Source organism: Rhizobium acaciae (assembly GCF_025941625.1).
Classification (GTDB): Bacteria; Pseudomonadota; Alphaproteobacteria; order Rhizobiales; family Rhizobiaceae; genus Rhizobium; species Rhizobium acaciae.
Genome location: NZ_JAPCZO010000025.1, coordinates 19,352 through 40,410 on the forward strand (window position 1 = coordinate 19,352; position 21,059 = coordinate 40,410).

Consider the following 21,059-nt stretch of genomic DNA (forward strand, 5'->3'; position numbering starts at 1 on the left):
TTTCAGTTCGTTGCAACGGCTGGGAACAGATGCGCCAGGCCCGCTTCCGACGGGCATAGAGCATTGAGGTCAACCGGTCCCTGGATGCCGTCCAAGGTGCCGTTATCGGCAAACTGCCAGATTGACCAACGGCTGCATTCTTCCTGCCTCGGCTCCCTGAACACGCTTCGCAGCCACAGATAGTGGTCGGGGAAGCGTGATTCATTGCCTTTCAGATATTGATCGAAGAACTCCTGGGTGACGTAGAAAATAGGCTTCTCCGGAAAGGTGCCTTTCAGCTCGGTGAAGAAGGCGTTCACCTCGGCAGCCATTTCCTCGAGCGTCGGGATTTTGTTGCAATTGCCGACAAACTCCAGATCGACGGCGATCGGCAGAGTTCCCTGCTCCTTCGGCACGGTCGCGAGGACATTCTGCGCCTGATCCTTGCCCGGGCGGCAGAAGGTGAAGAAATGATAAGCGCCCCTGACCACTCCCGCATCTCCAGCGCGCTGCCAGTTGTCGGCGAACTTGGAATCCCGATGATCTCCGCCTTCGGTCGCCTTCATGAAGGCGAAACGGACATTCGGCTGCGCGGCAACAACCTTCCAATCGATATCGCCCTGGTGATGGCTGACATCGATGCCTTGGATCGGATAGTTGCTGAGAGAGGGATTGTTGAAGCGGAGCATCCCGAAATCGTATGCTAGATATGCCGCGAATGCGACCACCAGAACTGCAGTCGCTCCGATCGTCGATCGTGTCAGTTTCCGCATCCCTTCCTCCCTATTTGCCACAACTTCTCAACCGGCTATGCGAGATTTGCGCCGCGAAAATGGCGGACGAATTTCAAGGGCGTGCCAACTGGTTTCAAAGACGTTGGTTGCTGCAATCGATTCATCGGATGGATGGATCCTGATGCGGCTGGATCGCTCTTCGCCCCCTTGACCGGAAGCGCGAACCGGGCCATAAAACCCGCCATGAAAACGGTTATCTGCATTATCTGCCGGAAGATTATTCGCTAGCGCGAGCGCTGGCCCGGCCGTTTTCGTCTCCCAAATAGTCAAGATGCGAAACGCCCCGGTCCGCCGGTCGCGATATTTTTCTGATCGTGCATCTGGGAGAGTGAAATGGACGCGACGCCGGAACTGAAGCTGTACAACACGCTGACACGGGAAAAATCGGTGTTTTCGCCGATCGATCCCAACAATGTCCGCATGTATGTCTGCGGCCCGACCGTCTATGACTTCGCTCATATCGGCAATGCCCGGCCGGTCATCGTCTTCGACGTGCTGTTCCGGCTGCTGCGCCATGTCTATGGCGAAGACCACGTCACCTATGCCCGCAACATCACCGACGTCGACGACAAGATCAATGCGCGCGCACTTCGGGACCATCCGGGCCTGCCGCTCAATGACGCGATCCGCGCGGTCACCGAAAAGACCGAGACGCAATTTCACGCCGATGTCGCCGAACTCGGCTGCCTGGAGCCGGACTTCGAGCCGCGCGCCACCGACAATATCGTCGAGATGACCGAGATCATCGAGAAGCTGATCGGAAATGGCCATGCCTATGTTGCATCGGGCGAAGTGCTGTTCGACACCAAATCCATGGCGGATTACGGTCAGCTTTCGAAGCGTCCGCTCGACGAGCAGCAAGCGGGTGCCCGCATCGCTGTTGACGCGCACAAGAAGAACCCGAGCGATTTCGTGCTCTGGAAGCTATCGAGCCATAACGAGCCCGGCTGGGAGAGCCCATGGGGCCGCGGCCGGCCCGGTTGGCACATCGAATGCTCCGCGATGAGCAAGCGTTATCTCGGCGATGTCTTCGACATTCACGGCGGCGGGCTGGACCTGATCTTTCCGCATCATGAAAACGAAATCGCCCAGTCGCGCTGCGCCCACGGTACCGAGGTGATGGCGAATGTCTGGATGCATAACGGCTTCCTGCAGGTCGAAGGCCGCAAGATGTCGAAATCCGAAGGCAATTTCGTCACTATCCACGAGCTGCTGCACACGGAGATCTTCGGCGGCCGCAAATGGCCGGGCCAGGTGCTGCGCCTTGCCATGCTGATGACGCATTACCGCGAGCCGATCGATTTCTCGATCAAGCGACTGGAAGAGGCCGAACGTCTGCTCGCCAAATGGCCGGCAACAGATGCAGGCGATGCGGCGCCCGATGAAAGCGTGCTGAACGCGCTTTCGGACGACCTCAATACGGTGGCGGCGGTGCAGGCATTGCATGCGTTGGCGCAAGCTGCCCACACGGATCCCGCCGTGGGCGCCACTTTTGCCGCAACGGCCGACCTTCTGGGCCTGTTGCCGAAAAAGATGGAAATCGACGAAGCCGTCGCATCGGCGGTCGATGCGCTGGTCGCGATGCGTCTCGAAATGCTGAAGGCGAAGAACTTCACCGAGGCTGACAAGGTCCGTGACGAGCTGACGGCCAAGGGCATCCAGTTGAAGGACGGCAAGGATCCGGTGACCGGCGAGCGCGTGACGACGTGGGAGGTCAAGCGGTGAGAGTGGCGTGTTGGGATAAGACCCCTCCCCAACCCCTCCCCACAAGGGGGAGGGGCTATAGTGCCGCGCTGCTCCGATGCGACATCACCACAACCGCAAATATTCGAGGCGGAAGCGAAGGCGGTGCCACAAGAGAGCCCTCCCCCTTGTGGGGAGGGTTGGGAGGGGTCTTGGCGCCTAGGCTGGAATCCCGAGGGAGGAATAGTCGATGACCACCTATACCGGCGGTTGCCAATGCGGAGCGATCCGTTTCCGCGTCAGCGGCGACATCAAGGATTCGTCGATCTGTCATTGCCGTATGTGCCAGAAGGCGTTCGGTGCTTATTATGCGCCGCTGGTCTCGGTGCGCGGCGCCGATTTCGAATGGACACGTGGAGAGCGGAAAAAATTCCGCTCTTCCAACTTTGTCGAGCGCGGCTTTTGCGGCGACTGCGGCACGCCGCTCACCTATGAAGCGCCGGATGGAATGGCGATTGCCGCCGGCGCCTTCGACGATCCTTCGGCATTTCCGCCGGTGGTCCAATTCGGCATCGAAGGCAAGATCGGTTTCGTCGATCATCTGCACGAATTGCCGGGGCACCGGACGGAGGAGGATGCGCAGGCCGCCCCCTTCCTGCTCGAGCTCGTCTCCCACCAGCATCCCGATCATGAGACTCAGGCATGGCCACCGAAGGAGCTCGGATGACGGCGGAATCAGACAGAAGCGGCGGGTGCCAGTGCGGGGCGGTGCGTTACCGCGCCAAAGGCGAACTCGGCTATCCCCATCTTTGCCATTGCCGCATGTGCCAGAAGGCGGCCGGCAATTACTTCATGCCGCTTGCCGGCGTGATGCGCAGCGATTTTGCCTTCACGCGCGGCGCACCGAAATGGTTTCAGTCCTCGGATCTGGTGCGGCGCGGTTTCTGCGGCGATTGCGGCACGCCGCTGTTCTACGATATTCCCGAAGCGGACTTCATCAACATCACGCTCGGCTCGCTTGATGATCCCGATGCGGTCAAACCGGTAATGCAATCGAACACCGGCCGCAAGATGTCCTGGTTTCACACGCTCGACGGCCTGCCGCGGGAACCACAGCCTGAAACGCCCGACCGCGAGGACGCGATCGCGGCAAGCAACCATCAGCACCCCGACCACGACACGCAAAACTGGCCCCTCGGAGAAAGCTCATGAAGGACACGATAAAGACAGGCGGATGCCAGTGCGGTGCCGTGCGCTTCCGCATCTCAGGTAAACTGGGGCGACCCTCGATCTGCCATTGCCGTATGTGCCAGAAGCAGTTCGGCGGCTTCTTCTCGGCGCTCGTCACCGCGCCTGAGGAAGGGATCGAGTGGACGCGCGGCGAGCCGAGCTACTTTCAGTCCTCGGTCAATATCGAGCGCGGCTTCTGCAGCAATTGCGGCACGCCGATGACCTATCGTCATCCGGGTGGGCTCGAGCTTGCAATCGGCACCTTCGACGACCGCAGCGACCTCGCTCCGCTGATCCAGGTCAATTACGAGGCCCGCCTGCCCTGGGTCGAGGAAATCTTCGAGGCGCCGGTGCTGAAGGATCAGGATTTCTACGCACGGCAGGAGGCGATCATCTCCTTCCAGCATCCCGATCACGACACAGAAGTCTGGCCCGCGAAAGGCGTGAAGATATGACCGAGATACTGCGCACGCTCTATCCCGAAATCGAACCCTATGCCTCCGGCCATCTCGATGTCGGCGACGGCCATGTGATCTATTGGGAGCGCTCGGGAACGCCCGGCGCCAAGCCCGCCGTCTTCCTGCATGGCGGCCCAGGCGGCGGCATTTCGCCCGCCCATCGCCGGCTTTTCGATCCCACTCTCTACGACGTCATGCTGTTCGACCAGCGCGGTTGCGGCAGGTCGACGCCGCATGCGGAACTCGTTGCCAACACCACCTGGCACCTCGTCGCCGATATCGAGCGGCTGCGCGAGATGATAGGCGTCGACAGCTGGCAGGTGTTCGGCGGCTCCTGGGGCTCGACGCTGGCCCTCGCCTATGCCGAGACACATCTAGAGCATGTCTCCGAGCTCATCCTGCGCGGCATCTATACGCTGACCAAGGCCGAGCTCGACTGGTACTACCAATTCGGCGTCTCGGAAATGTTCCCGGACAAGTGGGAGCGGTTCATCGCGCCCATTCCGCCGGACGAGCGGCATGAGATGATGCACGCCTATCATCGTCGCCTGACGCATGAGGACAAGAACGTGCGCCTCGCGGCCGCACAGGCCTGGAGCATCTGGGAAGGCGAAACGATCACGCTGCTGCCGGAACCTTCGACGAGCTTCAAGTTCGAGGAGCCGGAATTCGCTTATGCATTTGCGCGCATCGAAAACCATTTCTTCGTCAATGCCGGCTGGATGGACGAGGGACAGTTGATCCGCGATGCCGGCAGGCTCAGCGATATTCCGGGCGTCATCGTACATGGACGCTACGACATGCCCTGCCCGGCCAAATATGCCTGGCTGCTGCACAAGGCCTGGCCGAAGGCGGAGTTCCACCTGATCGAGGGCGCGGGCCATGCCTATTCGGAGCCCGGGATTCTCGACCAGCTGATCCGGGCGACGGATAAGTTTGCCGGGAAGCAAGACTGATCGTTAGCATTGGGGCAGCCCCTCACCCTAACCCTCTCCCCGCCTGCGGGGAGAGGGGACGTGCCCCGCGATACGGTGCGGCATATCCCTTCTCCCCGTCAGAACGGGGAGAAGGTGGCGGCAGCCGGATGAGGGGCAGCATCCGCACTCCATAGCAACCCGCCTGGCGGGAGGAACCGACATGAAAGAACGCATCTACCTCTTCGACACGACGCTCCGGGACGGGCAGCAGACGCCCGGCATCGATTTTTCCGTCGAGGACAAGATTGCGATCGCCGCCATGCTGGACGAATTCGGCATCGATTACGTCGAGGGCGGATATCCCGGCGCCAATCCGACGGATACGGCCTTCTTCAGCGAGAAGCGCACCAGCCAGGCCAGCTTCGTCGCCTTTGGCATGACGAAGCGGGCGGGCGTTTCGGTCTCCAACGATCCCGGCATTGCCGGGCTGTTGCAGGCGAAATCCGACGCCATCTGTTTCGTCGCCAAAAGCTGGGATTATCATGTCGCGGTGGCGCTCGGCTGCACCAACGAGGAAAACCTCGAAAGCATCGCCCAAAGCGTCAAGGCGGCGGTTGGCGCGGGCAAGGAGGCGATCGTCGATTGCGAGCATTTCTTCGACGGCTTCAAGGCCAATCCGGCCTATGCGCTCGCCTGCGCCAAGACAGCCTATGAGAGCGGCGCCCGCTGGGTCGTGCTCTGCGACACCAATGGCGGCACGCAGCCGCCCGAGGTGCGCGCCATCGTCGAGGCGGTGATTGCCTCAGACGTTCCCGGCCACTGTCTTGGCATCCATGCGCATAACGACACCGGCCAGGCGGTTGCCAATTCGCTTGCCGCCGTCGAAGCCGGTGTCCGGCAGATCCAGGGCACACTCAACGGTATCGGCGAGCGCTGCGGCAATGCCAATCTGGTGACGCTAATCCCGACGCTGGCGCTGAAGAGCGCCTACAACACACGTTTCGAAACGACGATCGACGAGGAGCGGCTGCTCAACCTCACCCGGCTCTCGCATGCCTTCGACGAGCTGCTCAACCGCTCGCCCGACCACCAGATGCCCTATGTCGGCGCCTCCGCCTTCGCCACCAAGGCCGGCATTCATGCATCGGCCCTGCTCAAGGATCCGCGGACCTATGAACACGTGCCGCCGGAAACCGTCGGCAACTTCCGCAAGGTCATGGTCTCCGACCAGGGTGGCAAGGCGAACTTCATCAATGCGCTGAAGCGGCGCGGCATCGAGGTCGCCAAGGACGATCCGAAGCTCGACATGCTGATCTCGATCGTCAAGGAACGTGAATCGATCGGCTATGCCTATGAGGGCGCGGATGCGAGCTTCGAGCTGCTGGCGCGCCGCACGCTCGGCACGATCCCGGAATTCTTCACCATCGAAGGCTTCCGCGTGATGATCGAGCGCCGCTTCGACAGTCTCGGCCGCGTGAAGATCGTCTCGGAGGCGGTGGTCAAGATCACCATCGACGGCCAGACGCTGATGTCGGTTGCCGATGCCGAAGGCCCGGTCAACGCACTCGACCTCGCGCTGCGCAAGGATTTCGGCAAATACCAGCACGAGATCGACGATCTGGTGCTCGCCGACTTCAAGGTGCGTATCCTCAATGGCGGCACGGAGGCGATCACCCGCGTGCTGATCGAATCCACCGACAGCGACGGTGTACGCTGGTGGACGGTCGGCGTCTCCGAGAACATCATCGACGCTTCGTTCCAGGCTTTGATGGATTCGGTCATCTACAAGCTGATGAAGAACCGGCAGCTGGCGGGCAAGATCGCGGCGGAATAAACCCATTCCGCGGCTCGGCGACGGGGTCCCACCCCTCGCCCGAATACCATTCGCTTCCTTCGGACGCCGGCTTCCAGCGCAGGGAGCCGGATCATCGCGTCGTCTCCCGCTTCAAATCCTCTCACCCTTCATTCAACGAAATGAATTGGCCTATTCACGGCGCTTAAGCTAGGCCGGATCAGAAGAAGAACAAAGATGGAAACACCGATGTCGACCGATGCATCCGTTCCGTTGGCCAAGAACGAAGACAGTCCGCGCGGGTTCGCCTTCGCGCTGACGGCCTATCTGCTCTGGGGCTTCCTGCCGATCTACATGAAGGCGGTGGCGCATATCTCGCCGGCCGAGGTGATCGCCCATCGCATCGTCTGGTCGCTGCCGCTGGCGGGCATCGTGCTGTTCGTGCTCGGGCGCACGCAGGATATCCGCGCAGCACTGAGCTCGCCGCGCATGCTGGCGATGGCGGCGCTGACGGCGTCGCTGATCACCGTCAACTGGGGTACCTATGTCTGGGCGATCGGCGCCGGCCATTCGCTCGATGCAGCACTCGGTTATTTCATCAATCCGCTGTTCAGCATCTTCCTCGGCGCTGTGTTCCTCAAGGAAAAGCTGCAACCGCTGCAGATCGCCGCGATCGCGCTTGCGGCGCTTGCCGTCGCCATTCTCGCACTGGACAGCGGCGGCATCCCGTGGGTGGCGCTGACGCTGGCGATCAGCTGGGGGTTCTACGCCCTGTTGCGCAAGACGCTGCCGCTCGGGCCGAACCAGGGCTTCTTCCTCGAAGTGCTGATCCTCAGCGGGCCGGCCCTCCTCTACATCCTCTATCTCGAATTCGGCGGCCAGGGCCACCTCTACCGCACCGGTCTTGCCGACACGACCCTGCTGCTCGGCTGCGGCGTCATCACCGCCGTGCCGCTGATGATCTATGCGAACGGCGCCAAGCTCTTGAAACTCTCGACGATCGGCATCATGCAATATATCGCGCCGACGATGATCTTCCTGATCGCGGTCTTCGTCTTCCACGAGCCATTCGGCACGGCGCGCATGATCGCCTTCCCGCTGATCTGGGCGGGGCTGTTCCTCTATAGCTGGTCGATGCTGAAGGGAAGCCGGGGGCGCTAGAGCAATTCCAGCAAAGTGCGCAGCGGTTTTGCGTCCGGGATTGCGTAAAACAAAAGCTTGGAGCGGTTCGGCGCTTCCGTGAAAGCCGGGCCGCTCCACAGGCGCGCCCGCCTACATCTTCGAAATCACCTCGTCCTCGCCGTCACGATCGGCCGCGAGCTGGGCTGCCTGGGCCATGATCGCCGGAATGATGCCGGAGATCTCGTCGACGACCAGCGGCTGCACCCGGTGGGCGGTGTGCAGGAAGCCTTCTTCGGTCATATGGCGCATCAGTTCCATCATCGGATCCCAGAACCCGTTGACGTTGGCAAAGACCATCGGCTTCTCATGGCGGCCGAGCTGCGCCCAGGTCATGATCTCGACGATCTCCTCCAGCGTACCGATGCCGCCGGGCAGCGCGACGAAGGCATCGGAGCGCTCGAACATGGTGTGTTTGCGCGCATGCATGTCAGGGGTTACAATGAGTTCGTTGAGCTGACCGAGCGAGTGGCGAGTCGCTTCCATATCGATCAGGAATTCGGGAATGATGCCCGTGACCTGACCGCCGCCTGAAAGCACGCCGCTGGCAACCGCGCCCATGATGCCTTTGGTACCCCCGCCATAGACCAGGCGCAGGCCGTATTCGGCGATCTCTCTTCCGAGAGCACGCCCGGCCGCCATGTGGGAAGGATCGCGTCCCGGCCTGGAGCCGCAGTAAACGCAGATGGATCGAATCGATACAGATTGTTCGGTCATGAGGGCAAAACAACTATTCCATTTCAATGCAGTCAAGAAAATTGACTGAAAAGCAGCGTGCCTAGCTTGCCTAATTGCTTTGAATGCTTGTGGAAAGCAACGGGAATCGCTAGCAATTTTGGGTATTACGGCAAATTGCCGCCTTGGGAGACATAATGATGAAGAACCGTGCCGGCTTGCTGGCTCTTGCAGTCCTCGCAATCGCAATCCTACTGATGGTGTTTGTCGTCATGCCGCGCATCGGCGGCGATGCAACCAAGGTCGGCGACGCCATCAACCAGGCGAGCACGGAGGTCAAGAACACGGTTAACGAGGCGGCAAAGACATCGCGCTCCGCCGTGGGCGACGCGGCTGCGGTCGCCGACAAAGTGGGTCGCCTTTCGGCCGATGCCGGCGTATCGCTCAGCGAGCTCAAGGCGCTGTTTGCCGACGGCAAAGGCCCGGCCATCGATGTCTTCACTGCCGCCAAGACTAAAGCCGTCAACGCGCTGACCGCGCTTGCCGATTTCACCATTCCCGAGGGCCTCGATCCCGCGACCCAGACCCTTGCCGCCAAGGCCAAGGACGGCGGCGCGAAGGCGCTCGCCATCGTCCGGTCGCTGCCCGAGAACATCGCCGGTGCGCTTGCCGCGATCGCCAAGGCCGAGGTTGCGCTGACCGGTGCGCCGGAGACCGCCCCTGGGGCGAATACGGCAGCGGAAAATACCGGCCCGAAGATTCCTGCCTTCGACGTATTGCGCGTCGAGCCCGACGGATCGACGGTGATCGCCGGTTCCGCCGAGCCGAACGGCAAGCTCGAGGTGCTCGACGGCGAGAAGGTGGTGACGACGGCCAATGTCGATGCGAGCGGCGATTTTGCTGCCGTTCTCGACGATCCGCTTCCGGCTGGCGACCACCAGCTCGTGCTCAAGTTCACGGGCAAGGACGGCAAGAGCACGCTTTCCGAAGAAGTCGCGACCATTTCCGTGCCGAAGGATGGCAATGGCGCCAATCTGCTCGCCATGGTCTCCAAACCCGGCGCGGCGAGCCGCATCATTACCGCGCCGAAGGCCGGAACCGAAGTTGCCGATGCCTCCAACCCGATGGCGCCGCCTGCGGACAAGCCGGCAACCGGCGAAAGCTCGGCTGCGCCTGCCGCAACAGCTGCACCGACCGGCGAGCTGGCGCTGCAGACGCCGAACCTCACCGACACCTCCTCGGATGGCGCAGCTACGGCACCGGATAAAACGAATGTGCCCGATGTGATGGTCAATGCCGTCGAAATCGAGGGCAACAAGATCTTCATTGCCGGCACGACGCGCTCCAATGCCAAGGTCATCGGTTATGCCGACGACAGCCTCGTCGGCCAGGACACGGCCGGCTCCGACGGACATTTCGTCATCGACGGTGTGGTGGCGCTTTCAGTCGGCGACCACAAGATCCGCGTCGATGTCGTCGATCCCGCAGGCAAGGTGATCGTGCGTGCGGCGGTGAATTTCAATCGCCCGGCCGGCGATCAGGTGAGGGTCGCCGCGCAATCGGCACCCGCCGACGCCAACGGCGCTTCCTCGATGGTGCCGCTCGACGAAGGCGAGCTCGACAAACTCAAAGTCGAAGTCGGCAAAGCCTTCGGCCTGCTGAAGGGCCTGTTTGCCGATGGCAAGCTGCCCGGGGCCGAACAGCTTGCGGCGGCGCGCTCGGCAACGGAATTCGCGCTGCGCTCCGTCGCCGAGTTCCGCCCGGCCGCCGATGCGCCAGATGTCTTCAAGCAAGCGTCCGGTTCCTCCTCGCAGATCGCCGGCAATGCGCTGAAGCTGCTGCAGGGCCTGCCTGGGGATGCGAAGTCCGTCGGCGCCGCACTCGACAAGCTGGGCGGGATCATCGCCGAACTCACCGCCGCACCCGCGCCGGCAACGCCATCTGCAGACGATGTCGGAAGCAACCAGCCGAAGACGATCGAACAGGCGCCGCTGACGGCAAACAATGCGGCAGTCATCATTCGCCGCGGCGATACGCTGTGGCAGATCTCGCGCCGCACCTATGGCCTCGGCGTTCGTTACACGACGATCTACATCGCCAACGAGGACAAGATCATCAATCCCGATCGCATCCGCCCCGGTCAGATCTTCGGCCTGCCGAAGGATGTGTTGCCGAATGCCGAAGAGCTGCACCGCAAGCGCATGTCCGGCCAGCATCTCTAAGCCGCAAAACAACACGACGAGGCCGGGCGGGAGTTCAAAGTGCTACAGCGTCCTTTGCGCGTCTGAAAAGACGCGCGGCGCTGTAGTCGCCCGGCCTCGTCGTTTCCTTACCCCAGCAATTGTTGTATTCGTCCGCCCTGCGCCCTATCTGGCGGTGGCGGCTGCGGGTTGTGGGAAGCGCTTTCAGGCACGTCCCGGTTCCGCACTCCTGCCGGCATCGAATCGCCGCAATCGCGGCAAGCCCATCCGGGCTGGAGACAAGCATGGTAAACGGCAAAACAGTCTCGGAATCCAACCTGCCGCAGACGCTTCTCAACCTCTGGCCCTATATGTGGCCGGCCGGCCGGCCCGACCTGAAGATGCGCGTCGTCTGGGCCTCGGTCTTTCTGCTGATCTCCAAATTCGTACTGCTGCTCGTCCCCTATTTCTTCAAGTGGTCGACCGATGCGCTGAACGGCAGGATGGATCTTGCCGGCTCGGTGCCGCCGCTGCTGGCCGGCGCCATCGCACTGGTGATTGCCTATAACATCACCCGGCTGATCCAGCTCGGCCTCAACCAGCTGCGCGACGCGCTCTTTGCCAGTGTCGGACAACATGCGGTGCGCCAGCTCGCCTACAGGACCTTCGTGCACATGCACGAGCTGTCGCTACGCTTCCATCTCGAGCGCAAGACCGGCGGGCTATCGCGCATCATCGAGCGCGGCACCAAGGGTATCGAGACGATCGTGCGCTTCACGATCCTCAACTCCGTCCCGACCGTCATCGAATTCCTGCTGACGGCGGTGATCTTCTGGTGGGGCTACGGCTTCTCCTATCTCGCCGTTACCGCTTTTACCGTCTGGGCCTATATCTGGTTCACGATCCGCGCATCCGACTGGCGCATCGCCATCCGCCGGTCGATGAACGACAGCGATACCGACGCCAACACCAAGGCGATCGACTCTCTCCTCAATTTCGAGACGGTCAAATATTTCGGCAATGAGGAGATGGAGGCAAAGCGTTTCGACAAATCGATGGAACGCTACGAAAAGGCGGCGACCGATGTCTGGACCTCGCTCGGCTGGCTGAACTTCGGCCAGGGCGTCATCTTCGGCATCGGCACGACCATCATGCTGGTGCTGTCGGCGTTGGCCGTGCAGCGCGGCGAACAGACGGTCGGCGATTTCGTCTTCGTCAATTCGATGCTGTTGCAGCTTTCCGTACCGCTCAACTTCATCGGCTTCGTCTACCGCGAAATCCGCCAGGGGCTGACCGATATCGAGCAGATGTTCGATTTGCTTGAGGTGCAGACCGAAGTCAAAGACGCGCCCGATGCGACCGAACTTCGGATCGGCCAGGGCGCGATCTCCTTCAAGGACGTGCACTTCGCCTATGATGCGGCGCGTCCGATCTTGAAGGGCATTTCCTTCGAGGTGCCGGCCGGCAAGACGGTCGCCGTCGTCGGCCCATCGGGTGCGGGCAAATCGACGCTGTCGCGCCTGCTCTATCGTTTCTACGATATTCAGAGCGGCGCAATCACCGTCGACGGTCAGGATATCCGCACGGTGACGCAGAAGAGTCTGCGCTCGGTGATCGGCATGGTGCCGCAGGATACCGTGCTCTTCAACGACACGGTCGCCTACAACATCCGCTATGGGCGCACATCGGCCAGCGACGGCGAAGTCTTTGCCGCCGCCGAGGTGGCGCAGATCGCGCATTTCATCGAAACGCTGCCCGAGGGTTTCGAAACCAAGGTCGGCGAGCGCGGGCTGAAGCTTTCGGGCGGAGAGAAGCAGCGGGTGGCGATTGCCCGCACCATCCTCAAGGCGCCACCGATCCTGATCCTCGACGAGGCCACGTCGGCGCTCGACACGACCACGGAACGGGAGATCCAGGAGGCACTCGACCTGGTTTCGAAGAACCGCACGACGCTTGTTATCGCCCACCGGCTTTCGACTGTCATCAGCGCCGATGAAATCATCGTGCTCAAAAGCGGCGAGATCGCCGAGCGCGGAACACATGCCGCCCTCCTCGAAAGGAACGGCCTTTATGCCTCGATGTGGAACCGCCAGCGCGAGGCGACACAGGCGGAGGAACATCTGAAGCAGGTGCGCGAAAGCGACGACCTCGGCGTGATAACGCGGCTTGCTCCGGCAAGCTGACAAGGGGAAACCGACGCCGGCCGCCTTTTGTTGTTTAGAACCTCGGCGTGGGAACCAGGGCCGAGGCCACAGCATTGCCCCGGGGACGGTTTTTCGCTAACCAGCAAAATCGAAAACGCAAGGAGACCGGCAGCCATGAGCCTGTTCAACACGGTTCGCAACACGATCGTCCCCGTGCACAAGGAGGGTTATCCCTTCGTTGCCGCCTTCTTCGTCGCGTCGCTGGTCCTGGGCTGGATCTTCAAGCCGCTCTTCTGGATCGGCATGATCTTCACACTCTGGTGCGCCTATTTCTTCCGTGATCCGGAGCGCGTGACCCCGCAGGACGACGACCTGGTGATCTCTCCCGCCGACGGCAAGGTCTCGGCGATCCAGATGGTGACCCCGCCGGCCGAGCTCAACCTCGGCTCCGAGCCGATGCTGCGCATCTCGGTCTTCATGAACGTCTTCAATTGCCATGTGAACCGGGCGCCGATGCGAGGGCGCATCGTCAGCATCAACTACCGCTCCGGCAGCTTCGTCAATGCCGAGCTCGACAAGGCGAGCGAAGACAATGAGCGTAACGGGCTGGTGATCGAAACCCAGCACGGCCAGATCGGCGTCGTGCAGATCGCCGGCCTCGTGGCGCGGCGTATCCTCTGCTGGGCAAACCCCAACGAGCCGGTGGATGCCGGCGAGCGCTTCGGGCTGATCCGTTTCGGCTCGCGGCTCGACGTATTCCTGCCCGCCGGTGCTGCGCCACGCGTCTCGCTCGGCCAGACGGCGGTTGCGGGAGAAACCGTCATCGCCGAATTCGCCTCCGCCAGGGGTCCCGTCATCAGCCGCCGCAGCTAGAGCGGTTCAGCTTTCACGGAAGTGACCGCTGAGCAGTTTTGCTGGAATTGCTTTAGGAACGATTGGAACGCGATATGGAAACGCCTTTTCCGCCTTTCGAGCCCAATGGGCCGGATGATTCCGCCCGCGGCCCGCGTCTGCGCGAAATCCCGCTCCGGCTCGTCTTTCCGAACCTCATCACCATTCTGGCGATCTGCGCCGGGCTGACCGGCATCCGGCTGGCTTTCGAGAATCGTTATGAGCTCGCCGTCTCCATGGTACTGCTCGCCGCCTTCCTCGACGGCATCGACGGGCGCGTGGCGCGGCTGATGAAGGCGACTTCCAAATTCGGCGCGCAGATGGATTCGCTTGCCGACATCGTCAATTTCGGCGTCGCGCCCGCCCTCGTCGTTTATGTCTTCGCGCTCGACCAGGCGCGCTCGCTCGGCTGGATCGCTGCCCTGATCTATGCGATCGCCGCCGGGCTTCGCCTTGCCCGTTTCAACGTCATGGCCGAACGCGAAAACAAGGCGAGCTGGCAATCGGAATATTTCGTCGGCGTGCCGGCGCCGGCCGGCGCCATGCTGGTGCTGCTGCCGGTCTATCTCGGCTTCCTCGGGCTGGCGACGGACCGCACCTTCGCCTATCTCTCGTCGATCTATACCGTGCTTATTGCCTTCCTGCTGATCAGCCGGCTGCCGGTCTGGTCGGGCAAATCGGAAGGCAATCGCTTGCGGCGCGATCTCGTGCTGCCGATGATGCTCGGCGTCGTGCTGTATGTGGCTCTGCTGATGAGCTACACCTGGGAGGTGATGGTCTTCACCGTTGCCGCCTACCTCCTATCGCTTCCCTTCGGTGCGCGGAAATGGCGGCGGAAATACGGGACGCTGACGATCGAGGAGCCGGGCATCGGCGACGACGATATCGGCCGGCACATCTGATCGCCGAGCATTTCCGGATTTCTCTAAAGCGCGTCGCGATCTTTCAGATTCGCCCTCGCGCTTTAGCTCTTTGTTTTTACGCATGTCGTTGTCGCAAAACCACTGCACACTTTTGCGCGACCTGCTTTAATGACGGAAGTGTTTCTCTCCCTTCGTCTGACGGATCCCCGGGAAAAGCATGCGTTTTCCCCGGACAAACCGTGCGCTTATCCGGGTGAAAACCGTTCCGCGCCTTTCCCCAGAAAACCGCTTTCGCACTTTTATCGGAACTGCTCTCTTCAGTAAGTATTAACCGACGCAGGCTTCAGTTAAGCCTCGCGAATTATGGTGCGCGGTTACAAATCCTGATAAGCGACGCCCCCGTTTTGTCGCTATTCGTGATGAAACATCAATACCCAGGGAAGAACCACGCAAGGAGAGTATCGTGACTTCGAAGAAGAGCAGTACCGGCGAACAGCAGGCGGCCAAGCCAGACCTCGCCGCCAACTATCGCCCCGTCGGCCTGAAGGCTGTTGCGGCTGCATCACTGATGGCGAAGCACAAGCCGGGCAGCGTCAAGAAATCCGCTTGAAGCGCCCCGGTGCTTCAATCCGGAATCATCGGCGCTTCAAGTCTGCCCCCTGCATGTCGCCATCCCGAAACTGCGGCGTGCTCGAGTGACATGCGTTAGGCATCGCTGACGAAGACAATGACGAGGCTTATCGTCAAAGCCCATGACGATGCGGATTATGCGGTCCCAAACCCGCTATGCGGCGGGTCTGGGGAAGATCGGCTACAGCAACCCCGTGCCATAACCCACCCGAAGAACCAGACGAACGAAGCGGACGCAGCACCAAGCAAAAGCCAGCGGTTCCCGTTTCAGAAGAAGCTGAGCTGGCCGTCGTCAGGCTTTTGCTTATCGGGCGCCTTCAACGGCTTTTCGTTCACGACGGGCTCCTGCAGGTCGGGACCCATGTTGGCAACCTTGTTGACCTTGTCGGAGACCGGTATGGCCTCGAAGAAATCATCCTGAACCGGCTGCATCAGGTCGACCACCTCGCGCGGTTCCTGCGTCTTGCAATCGAGCCAGCGCGTGAAATCCTCAGGTCTGATGACGATGGGCATGCGATCGTGGATCGCCGAGATGGCTGAATTGGCCGATGTCGTCAGGATCGCGCCGGTATCGACCTCGGAGCCGTCGGCCGAGGACCATGTCTCCATCAGCCCGGCAAAGGCGATGACCCCACCCTGGCGCGGACTGATCCAGTAGGCCTGCGGCCGCTCGCCGCTTTCCTTCGGCGGGCGATGCCATTCATAGAAACCGGAGGCCGGAATAAGCACGCGGCGATGACGCATGGCGGCGCGGAAAGAGGCCTTGCCAATCGCGGTTTCGGAGCGCGCGTTGATCAGCAGCGGGAAATCTCTCGGATCCTTGACCCAGCCCGGCGTGAGGCCCCAGCGCACGAGCACGGCGCGTCGGTCGGCCAAGTTGCTGCCCTGCTCCCTGCCCTCGCCTGATATGACGACGAGGATCGGCTGCGTAGGCGCGATGTTGTAGCGCGCCGGAAAATCGTCGAGATCGAGACCGGAGAAGAATTCGCGCAGGTCGGCGCTGGAGACTGTCAGGGCGAAACGTCCACACATCGGCCTGTCTTTGCACCCCGCTTGTATCAGGTCAAGGCGCCTCAGCCTCTCGGTGCGAAGAGGATGAGGCTGGCGCCGGCAAGGCAGATCAGCGCGCCGCCGATATCGTAACGATCCGGCACGCGGCTCTCGACCAACCACAGCCAGAGCAGCGAAGCGAGGATGTAGATGCCGCCATAGGCTGCGAAGGTGCGGCCGGCGGCCTCGCTCGGCACCAGCGTCAGAAGCCAGGCGAAAAGTGCCAGAGAGACCATGCCCGGCGCCAGCCACCAGATGGGTTTTTCGAGCTTCAGCCATGCCCAGAAGGCAAAGCAGCCGGCGATCTCGAAGAGGGCAGCAAACGCAAAAATGATGTAGGTCATGGAAGCACCTTTCGAATCTCCGTCGCACTATTCCTCCGATAAGATGGGCCATCACAGCAAGAGCAGTCTCCGATGATCTCCACCGCCAAAGCCGCCTCCTCCGCCATTCTCGAACGCGACGGACGATTCCTCCTCGTGTTGCGGCGCAATCCGCCCTCCGCCGACATGTACGCCTTTCCCGGCGGGCGGGCCGAGCCCGGCGAAACGCCGGAGCAAACGGCTTTGCGCGAACTCCACGAAGAGACCGGCATTTCGGCACGTAATCCGCGGCTGTTTTCGGCCTACGACCTGAAGACGCATGCGGCCGACGGCAGCGTCAAGAGCCATTTTCTGCTGTCGGTCTTTCGCGTCGATGCGGATCGGGATGCCGTGGCGGAAGCCGCCGACGATGCGGCAGCCCTCGGCTGGTACACGGTGGAGGAAATCCGGCAATTGCCCGTACCGCAGAGCGTGCTCGAATGCGCGGAGCGGCTGGCGGGCGGCGAATAGACGTGGAAACTTTGAAGCACGCCTTGTTGCCGTCATGCTGAGCGTATCAACTGTGAGCATGATTCCGGTTCGACGCGTTTTTCTGTCCCTGCTCGTGCTCGCCGGCCCCACGATGGCGCAGGGCAAGAATACGCCGCCTCCACAGGAGGAGGAGATTGCACCGCCGATCGTGAACGTGCCCTATGACGACAAGCTGGCGCGGTTCGCCGAGGTGCTGGGTTCTGTGCATTATCTGAGAACGCTGTGCAAGGCGGCGGGTGGCGACGAGTGGCGAAACGGCATGCAGCAGCTGCTCGATTCGGAGACCGGCAACGAGCCGCAGCGCAAGGAAAAGCTGACAGCGGCCTTCAATCGCGGCTATCGCGCCTTCGCCTCGGTCTATACGGATTGCACCCCGGCGGCCATCGTGGCAGAAGAGCGCTACCGTAACGAAGGTGCAACACTTGCCACAGAAATTACCTCGCGCTTTGGAAATTGACGTTTAATTAACCTGTTTTCGCAAGCGGACGTGTCGTTTTGGGAAAAGGCTGTTAGTGTTGTTAACGGTGCAGTAAGACATGAGAAGTTCTGAGGAAAAAACAATGGAAGCAAGCCTCAACGACATCGACGACATGATCGTCCACGAAAAGATGCAGGCAGCTCTGGAGTACCAGAACGAGGCTTGGGCCGATGGCATGGCCGACGGGATCGAGCCTGAAATCATCGCTGATGCTGCCATTGCACATGCGCTGCGCGAGACGATCAGATTGCATGGGGAAAAGAGCGCCGAAGCCCTGCTGGACTCGCTGCGTGAGCGCATGCTTGCCGGCGAATTCTCCGCGAACCGCACCCTGCAATAATTGTTATCAGAGAGTTTGATGCACGCCGGTAAAGAGAAAGATTCGCGAATTTCGCTCGCGCCGGTGCTGCTTGCGTTCAGCCTCGCCGCCGGCAATGTTTTCCTTGCGCCGGCAGCCTACGCGCTTTCCGAACTGCACAAGATCCCCGGCCAGGCGGCCAACGAGACGCCCGCACAGGGAAGCGCTCAGGGACAGAGCCAGCCGCAGGGGGCCACTCCCGGTGTTCCCATGGCCGAGCCGCTGGTCAACAGCCAGAACAATCAGGGTGTCGACAAGACGCCGGGGGCTCAGGACAATTCCAAGCCCACAGAAGTGATCTACGATATCAGCAAGGTGCCGGAGCCGGTTCGCAAGATGCGCGAGCAGATCGTCGAGGCGGCCGCATCCGGCGATCTCGAGCGGCTGCGGCCGCTGATGGGCGCCGGCGCCGACCAGACGCAGGTGACTGTCGGCGAACCGACCGACGATCCGATCGGCACGCTGAAGGATCTGTCGGGCGATCCTGACGGCGACGAGATTCTTGCCATCATGCTCGACATCATCTCGACCGGCTTCGTGCATGTCGGCCAGGGCACGCCCGACGACATGTATGTCTGGCCCTATTTTGCCGAGAAGGACCTGAAGTCGCTGACACCGCCGGAGCGCGTCGAGCTGCTGCGCATCGTCACGGCCGGCGATCTCTCCGACATGCAGGAATTCGGCGGATATAATTTCTATCGCCTCGGCATCACGCCTGAGGGTAAATGGAAATTCTTCACAGCGGGCGATTGATGCCCGTCTCGCCTGCGCTTTTCACGTTTCGCATGACGCTTGCGATCCACCTCATGAAGACATACCTCTGAGCGATAACCAACGCGACAGGTTCCGCCATGCCAGCCGTATTCCTGAAAGACCGTTCCTTGCTCTTCGTCAGCGGCGCGGAAGCCCAATCCTTCCTGCAGAACCTGATCACCACCGATATCGCCGCGCTCGGGGCCGACGAGGCGCGGCCCGGGGCATTGCTGACGCCGCAGGGCAAGATCCTGTTCGACTTCGTGATCTGGCGGGACGGCGAAGGTTACATGATCGAGACCGATGCCGGCCAGCGCGACGGCCTGCTGAAGCGACTGACGATGTACAAGCTGCGCGCCGCCGTCACACTTGCGCCAAGCACGGAAGAGGGCGTCACCGTTTCCTGGAGTGAGGACGCCGACGGCAGCCAGGGCGCCCGGGACAGCCAAGGCGCCCGAGACAGCCGCTTCGCCAAGGCGGGCATCACGCTGATCCGCCGGTCCGGCAAACATGGTGATGGCAAAGAAGCGCTCTACGACGCGCTGCGCATCCGCCACGGCATCGTCACATCAGGATCTGACTTCGCCCTGCAGGACGCCTTCCCGCATGACGTGCTGATGGATTTCAACGGTGGCCTCTCCTTCAGGAAAGGCTGCTATGTCGGCCAGGAGGTCGTTTCACGCATGCAACATCGCGGCACCGCGCGCCGGCGCGTCGTGACGGTGTCCGCCGCGACGGATCTGCCGGGGACCGGGACGGAGATTACCGCTGCCGGCAAGCCTGTGGGAACGCTCGGTTCGGTCGATGGCGGCAATGGACTTGCGATCGTGCGCGTCGACCGCGCCGGCGCCGCGATGGCGGCAGGCACGCCGCTGCTGGCCGGCAACACGCCTGTTTACCTCGTCCTGCCGGCATGGTCCGGTCTCGTCTTTCCTGCCAGCGCCGACGAGGCCAGCGCGTGACACCGACGAAAGCTCCGCGTGCCTGGCAGCGCATGCTGTCCGGGCGCAGGCTCGACCTGCTCGACCCCTCGCCGCTCGACGTCGAACTCATCGACATCGCTCACGGGCTTGCGCGCGTGGCCCGCTGGAACGGCCAGACCTCCGGCGATCATGCTTTTTCGGTGGCCCAGCACAGTCTGGTCGTCGAGGATATCTTCCGCCGCTTCAACGACGCGCGGCCGCAGGAGTGCCTGATGGCGCTGCTGCACGATGCACCCGAATATGTGATCGGCGACATGATCTCGCCGTTCAAATCTGTGGTCGGCGGCGGCTACAAGACCGTGGAAAAGCGACTGGAGGCCGCAGTGCACCTGCGCTTCGGCCTGCCGCCGCATCCCTCGCGCGATCTCAAGGACCGGATCAAGAAGGCCGACACGATCGCCGCCTATTTCGAAGCGACCGTGCTTGCCGGTTTCACACCCGCCGAGGCACAGAAGTTCTTCGGCCAGCCGCGCGGCATCAGCAAGGACATGCTGATGATCGAGCCCTTGCCGGCGATCGAAGCGCAGCGGTTGTTCTGCGAGCGCTTCGCAGCGATCGAGGTCGAGCGGGAGATGGTGTCGTGACCTTCATCGTCGTCTCGCCGCTGTCGCGCATCGCGGAAATGGCGGTGCGCCACAAGGCGCGCGACATGATCAGCCTCATCGCCAAGGAGCAGGCCTTTCACCGGCCGGGCGTGATCGCCGCCGAGCGCCATCTGACACTTGCTATGAACGATATCGTCTTCAAGGGCACCGGCGATCTCGTGGCGCCTGACGAGACGCATGTGCGCGGAATTATCGACTTTGCCGCATCTTGGCGGCAGGAGACGCCGCTGCTCATCCATTGCTGGATGGGCGTGTCGCGATCGCCGGCAGCAGCGCTCATTGCCGCGCTGTCACTGGCACCCGATCAGAGCGAGGAAACGCTTGCCCGCCGGCTGCGGGCCGCCTCGCCTTTCGCGACGCCGAATGCCCGGCTTATCGAGATCGGTGACGCGCTGCTCGGCCGCAGCGGCCGGCTTGTCGCGGCGGTGCGGGCAATCGGACGAGGTGCCGATGCCGACGGCAATGCGCCCTTCGTGCTTGCGATCCGAGACGGCGCCTGCGGTTGACGCTGTCGCCAGCCGCTCCATCTAGCCCCCGACCACGAACAACCGACAGGGCCAGAT

The 21,059-nt window shown here is 61.9% G+C and carries 23 protein-coding genes; 19 read left to right on the forward strand and 4 right to left on the reverse strand.

All coding sequences use genetic code 11. From position 1 onward, the window contains the following. Positions 1–2: 2 nt before the first annotated feature. On the reverse strand, positions 3–752 hold the full coding sequence (locus tag OLZ32_RS30890) for a glycoside hydrolase family 25 protein (protein ID WP_264399705.1): 750 nt from the start codon (positions 750–752) through the stop codon (positions 3–5). A gap of 354 nt (positions 753–1,106) precedes the next feature. Here OLZ32_RS30890 and cysS point away from each other — a divergent pair, with 354 nt between their 5' ends. From cysS to rarD, 7 genes are all read left to right on the forward strand, one after another. Next, complete coding sequence (cysS, locus tag OLZ32_RS30895) at positions 1,107–2,498, forward strand: cysteine--tRNA ligase (protein WP_264424256.1); 1,392 nt, start codon at positions 1,107–1,109, stop codon at positions 2,496–2,498. A gap of 208 nt (positions 2,499–2,706) precedes the next feature. Beyond that, a complete protein-coding gene (locus tag OLZ32_RS30900; protein ID WP_264399703.1) occupies positions 2,707–3,183 on the forward strand; it encodes a GFA family protein in 477 nt (158 codons plus the stop codon). Then, complete coding sequence (locus tag OLZ32_RS30905; RefSeq protein WP_264399702.1) at positions 3,180–3,668, forward strand: GFA family protein; 489 nt, start codon at positions 3,180–3,182, stop codon at positions 3,666–3,668. Before OLZ32_RS30900 ends, OLZ32_RS30905 begins: the two co-directional genes overlap by 4 nt. After that, positions 3,665–4,141: a GFA family protein gene (locus tag OLZ32_RS30910; RefSeq protein ID WP_264399701.1), complete on the forward strand. Its 477-nt coding sequence runs from the start codon at positions 3,665–3,667 to the stop codon at positions 4,139–4,141. The genes OLZ32_RS30905 and OLZ32_RS30910 overlap by 4 nt, the downstream gene beginning before the upstream one ends. Continuing rightward, positions 4,138–5,100, forward strand: coding sequence for a prolyl aminopeptidase (gene pip / locus OLZ32_RS30915; protein ID WP_264424258.1), 963 nt, complete (start codon positions 4,138–4,140; stop codon positions 5,098–5,100). The genes OLZ32_RS30910 and pip overlap by 4 nt, the downstream gene beginning before the upstream one ends. Positions 5,101–5,281: 181 nt before the next feature. Further along, entirely contained in the window at positions 5,282–6,895 is a 1,614-nt protein-coding gene (gene cimA, locus OLZ32_RS30920; RefSeq protein ID WP_264399699.1) for a citramalate synthase, read from the forward strand. Positions 6,896–7,102: 207 nt separating this feature from the next. Next, positions 7,103–8,014 carry an EamA family transporter RarD gene (gene rarD, locus OLZ32_RS30925; RefSeq protein WP_264399698.1) on the forward strand — a complete coding sequence of 304 codons (912 nt, stop codon included), beginning with the start codon at positions 7,103–7,105 and terminating at the stop codon, positions 8,012–8,014. A gap of 111 nt (positions 8,015–8,125) precedes the next feature. Here the strand turns inward: rarD and OLZ32_RS30930 are convergent, their stop codons facing one another. Next, the gene (locus OLZ32_RS30930; RefSeq protein WP_003558142.1) at positions 8,126–8,749 is read right to left on the reverse strand and encodes an LOG family protein; all 624 of its coding nucleotides are present in this window, start codon (positions 8,747–8,749) and stop codon (positions 8,126–8,128) included. 155 nt (positions 8,750–8,904) lie between these two features. Here OLZ32_RS30930 and OLZ32_RS30935 point away from each other — a divergent pair, with 155 nt between their 5' ends. The 5 genes from OLZ32_RS30935 to OLZ32_RS30955 all read left to right on the forward strand — a co-directional run bounded on the left by OLZ32_RS30935 (position 8,905) and on the right by OLZ32_RS30955 (position 15,395). After that, entirely contained in the window at positions 8,905–10,929 is a 2,025-nt protein-coding gene (locus tag OLZ32_RS30935; protein ID WP_264424260.1) for a LysM peptidoglycan-binding domain-containing protein, read from the forward strand. A gap of 263 nt (positions 10,930–11,192) precedes the next feature. Next, a complete protein-coding gene (locus OLZ32_RS30940) occupies positions 11,193–13,070 on the forward strand; it encodes an ABCB family ABC transporter ATP-binding protein/permease (protein WP_264424262.1) in 1,878 nt (625 codons plus the stop codon). Positions 13,071–13,178: 108 nt separating this feature from the next. Continuing rightward, a complete protein-coding gene (locus OLZ32_RS30945; protein WP_264424323.1) occupies positions 13,179–13,904 on the forward strand; it encodes a phosphatidylserine decarboxylase in 726 nt (241 codons plus the stop codon). A 74-nt stretch (positions 13,905–13,978) separates the two neighbouring features. Beyond that, positions 13,979–14,824, forward strand: a complete 846-nt coding sequence (gene pssA / locus OLZ32_RS30950) for a CDP-diacylglycerol--serine O-phosphatidyltransferase (protein WP_003546984.1) — start codon at positions 13,979–13,981, stop codon at positions 14,822–14,824. Between the two features lie 424 nt (positions 14,825–15,248). Beyond that, positions 15,249–15,395, forward strand: a complete 147-nt coding sequence (locus OLZ32_RS30955; RefSeq protein ID WP_003546983.1) for a hypothetical protein — start codon at positions 15,249–15,251, stop codon at positions 15,393–15,395. 287 nt (positions 15,396–15,682) lie between these two features. Here OLZ32_RS30955 and OLZ32_RS30960 read toward each other — a convergent pair whose 3' ends face one another. Further along, positions 15,683–16,447: an SOS response-associated peptidase gene (locus tag OLZ32_RS30960; RefSeq protein WP_264424264.1), complete on the reverse strand. Its 765-nt coding sequence runs from the start codon at positions 16,445–16,447 to the stop codon at positions 15,683–15,685. Positions 16,448–16,488: 41 nt separating this feature from the next. After that, entirely contained in the window at positions 16,489–16,809 is a 321-nt protein-coding gene (locus OLZ32_RS30965; protein ID WP_025393943.1) for a YnfA family protein, read from the reverse strand. 72 nt (positions 16,810–16,881) lie between these two features. Here OLZ32_RS30965 and OLZ32_RS30970 point away from each other — a divergent pair, with 72 nt between their 5' ends. From OLZ32_RS30970 to OLZ32_RS31000, 7 genes are all read left to right on the forward strand, one after another. Next, positions 16,882–17,298 carry an NUDIX hydrolase gene (locus OLZ32_RS30970; RefSeq protein ID WP_264424267.1) on the forward strand — a complete coding sequence of 139 codons (417 nt, stop codon included), beginning with the start codon at positions 16,882–16,884 and terminating at the stop codon, positions 17,296–17,298. 34 nt (positions 17,299–17,332) lie between these two features. After that, a complete protein-coding gene (locus tag OLZ32_RS30975; protein ID WP_003546975.1) occupies positions 17,333–17,776 on the forward strand; it encodes a TIGR02301 family protein in 444 nt (147 codons plus the stop codon). Between the two features lie 103 nt (positions 17,777–17,879). Further along, positions 17,880–18,137 (forward strand): hypothetical protein, encoded by a 258-nt coding sequence (locus tag OLZ32_RS30980; RefSeq protein ID WP_003546972.1) that lies wholly within the window; start codon positions 17,880–17,882, stop codon positions 18,135–18,137. An 18-nt stretch (positions 18,138–18,155) separates the two neighbouring features. Next, a complete protein-coding gene (locus OLZ32_RS30985) occupies positions 18,156–18,908 on the forward strand; it encodes a hypothetical protein (RefSeq protein ID WP_003546970.1) in 753 nt (250 codons plus the stop codon). A gap of 98 nt (positions 18,909–19,006) precedes the next feature. Then, positions 19,007–19,870, forward strand: a complete 864-nt coding sequence (ygfZ, locus tag OLZ32_RS30990; RefSeq protein WP_017990905.1) for a CAF17-like 4Fe-4S cluster assembly/insertion protein YgfZ — start codon at positions 19,007–19,009, stop codon at positions 19,868–19,870. Next, positions 19,867–20,475 carry a YfbR-like 5'-deoxynucleotidase gene (locus OLZ32_RS30995; RefSeq protein WP_003546966.1) on the forward strand — a complete coding sequence of 203 codons (609 nt, stop codon included), beginning with the start codon at positions 19,867–19,869 and terminating at the stop codon, positions 20,473–20,475. The genes ygfZ and OLZ32_RS30995 overlap by 4 nt, the downstream gene beginning before the upstream one ends. Then, positions 20,472–21,002 carry a tyrosine phosphatase family protein gene (locus OLZ32_RS31000; protein ID WP_017990904.1) on the forward strand — a complete coding sequence of 177 codons (531 nt, stop codon included), beginning with the start codon at positions 20,472–20,474 and terminating at the stop codon, positions 21,000–21,002. Before OLZ32_RS30995 ends, OLZ32_RS31000 begins: the two co-directional genes overlap by 4 nt. Positions 21,003–21,059 lie beyond the last annotated feature (57 nt).

Excerpts from the sequence above, each read along its gene's own strand:
- OLZ32_RS30890 (WP_264399705.1), bottom strand. The coding sequence starts at position 752 with ATGCGGAAACTGACACGATCGACGATCGGAGCGACTGCAGTTCTGGTG.
- cysS (WP_264424256.1), top strand. The coding sequence starts at position 1,107 with ATGGACGCGACGCCGGAACTGAAGCTGTACAACACGCTGACACGGGAA.
- OLZ32_RS30900 (WP_264399703.1), top strand. The coding sequence starts at position 2,707 with ATGACCACCTATACCGGCGGTTGCCAATGCGGAGCGATCCGTTTCCGC.
- OLZ32_RS30905 (WP_264399702.1), top strand. The coding sequence starts at position 3,180 with ATGACGGCGGAATCAGACAGAAGCGGCGGGTGCCAGTGCGGGGCGGTG.
- OLZ32_RS30910 (WP_264399701.1), top strand. The coding sequence starts at position 3,665 with ATGAAGGACACGATAAAGACAGGCGGATGCCAGTGCGGTGCCGTGCGC.
- pip (WP_264424258.1), top strand. The coding sequence starts at position 4,138 with ATGACCGAGATACTGCGCACGCTCTATCCCGAAATCGAACCCTATGCC.
- cimA (WP_264399699.1), top strand. The coding sequence starts at position 5,282 with ATGAAAGAACGCATCTACCTCTTCGACACGACGCTCCGGGACGGGCAG.
- rarD (WP_264399698.1), top strand. The coding sequence starts at position 7,103 with ATGTCGACCGATGCATCCGTTCCGTTGGCCAAGAACGAAGACAGTCCG.
- OLZ32_RS30930 (WP_003558142.1), bottom strand. The coding sequence starts at position 8,749 with ATGACCGAACAATCTGTATCGATTCGATCCATCTGCGTTTACTGCGGC.
- OLZ32_RS30935 (WP_264424260.1), top strand. The coding sequence starts at position 8,905 with ATGATGAAGAACCGTGCCGGCTTGCTGGCTCTTGCAGTCCTCGCAATC.
- OLZ32_RS30940 (WP_264424262.1), top strand. The coding sequence starts at position 11,193 with ATGGTAAACGGCAAAACAGTCTCGGAATCCAACCTGCCGCAGACGCTT.
- pssA (WP_003546984.1), top strand. The coding sequence starts at position 13,979 with ATGGAAACGCCTTTTCCGCCTTTCGAGCCCAATGGGCCGGATGATTCC.
- OLZ32_RS30960 (WP_264424264.1), bottom strand. The coding sequence starts at position 16,447 with ATGTGTGGACGTTTCGCCCTGACAGTCTCCAGCGCCGACCTGCGCGAA.
- OLZ32_RS30965 (WP_025393943.1), bottom strand. The coding sequence starts at position 16,809 with ATGACCTACATCATTTTTGCGTTTGCTGCCCTCTTCGAGATCGCCGGC.
- OLZ32_RS30970 (WP_264424267.1), top strand. The coding sequence starts at position 16,882 with ATGATCTCCACCGCCAAAGCCGCCTCCTCCGCCATTCTCGAACGCGAC.
- OLZ32_RS30975 (WP_003546975.1), top strand. The coding sequence starts at position 17,333 with ATGCTGAGCGTATCAACTGTGAGCATGATTCCGGTTCGACGCGTTTTT.
- OLZ32_RS30980 (WP_003546972.1), top strand. The coding sequence starts at position 17,880 with ATGGAAGCAAGCCTCAACGACATCGACGACATGATCGTCCACGAAAAG.
- OLZ32_RS30985 (WP_003546970.1), top strand. The coding sequence starts at position 18,156 with ATGCACGCCGGTAAAGAGAAAGATTCGCGAATTTCGCTCGCGCCGGTG.
- ygfZ (WP_017990905.1), top strand. The coding sequence starts at position 19,007 with ATGCCAGCCGTATTCCTGAAAGACCGTTCCTTGCTCTTCGTCAGCGGC.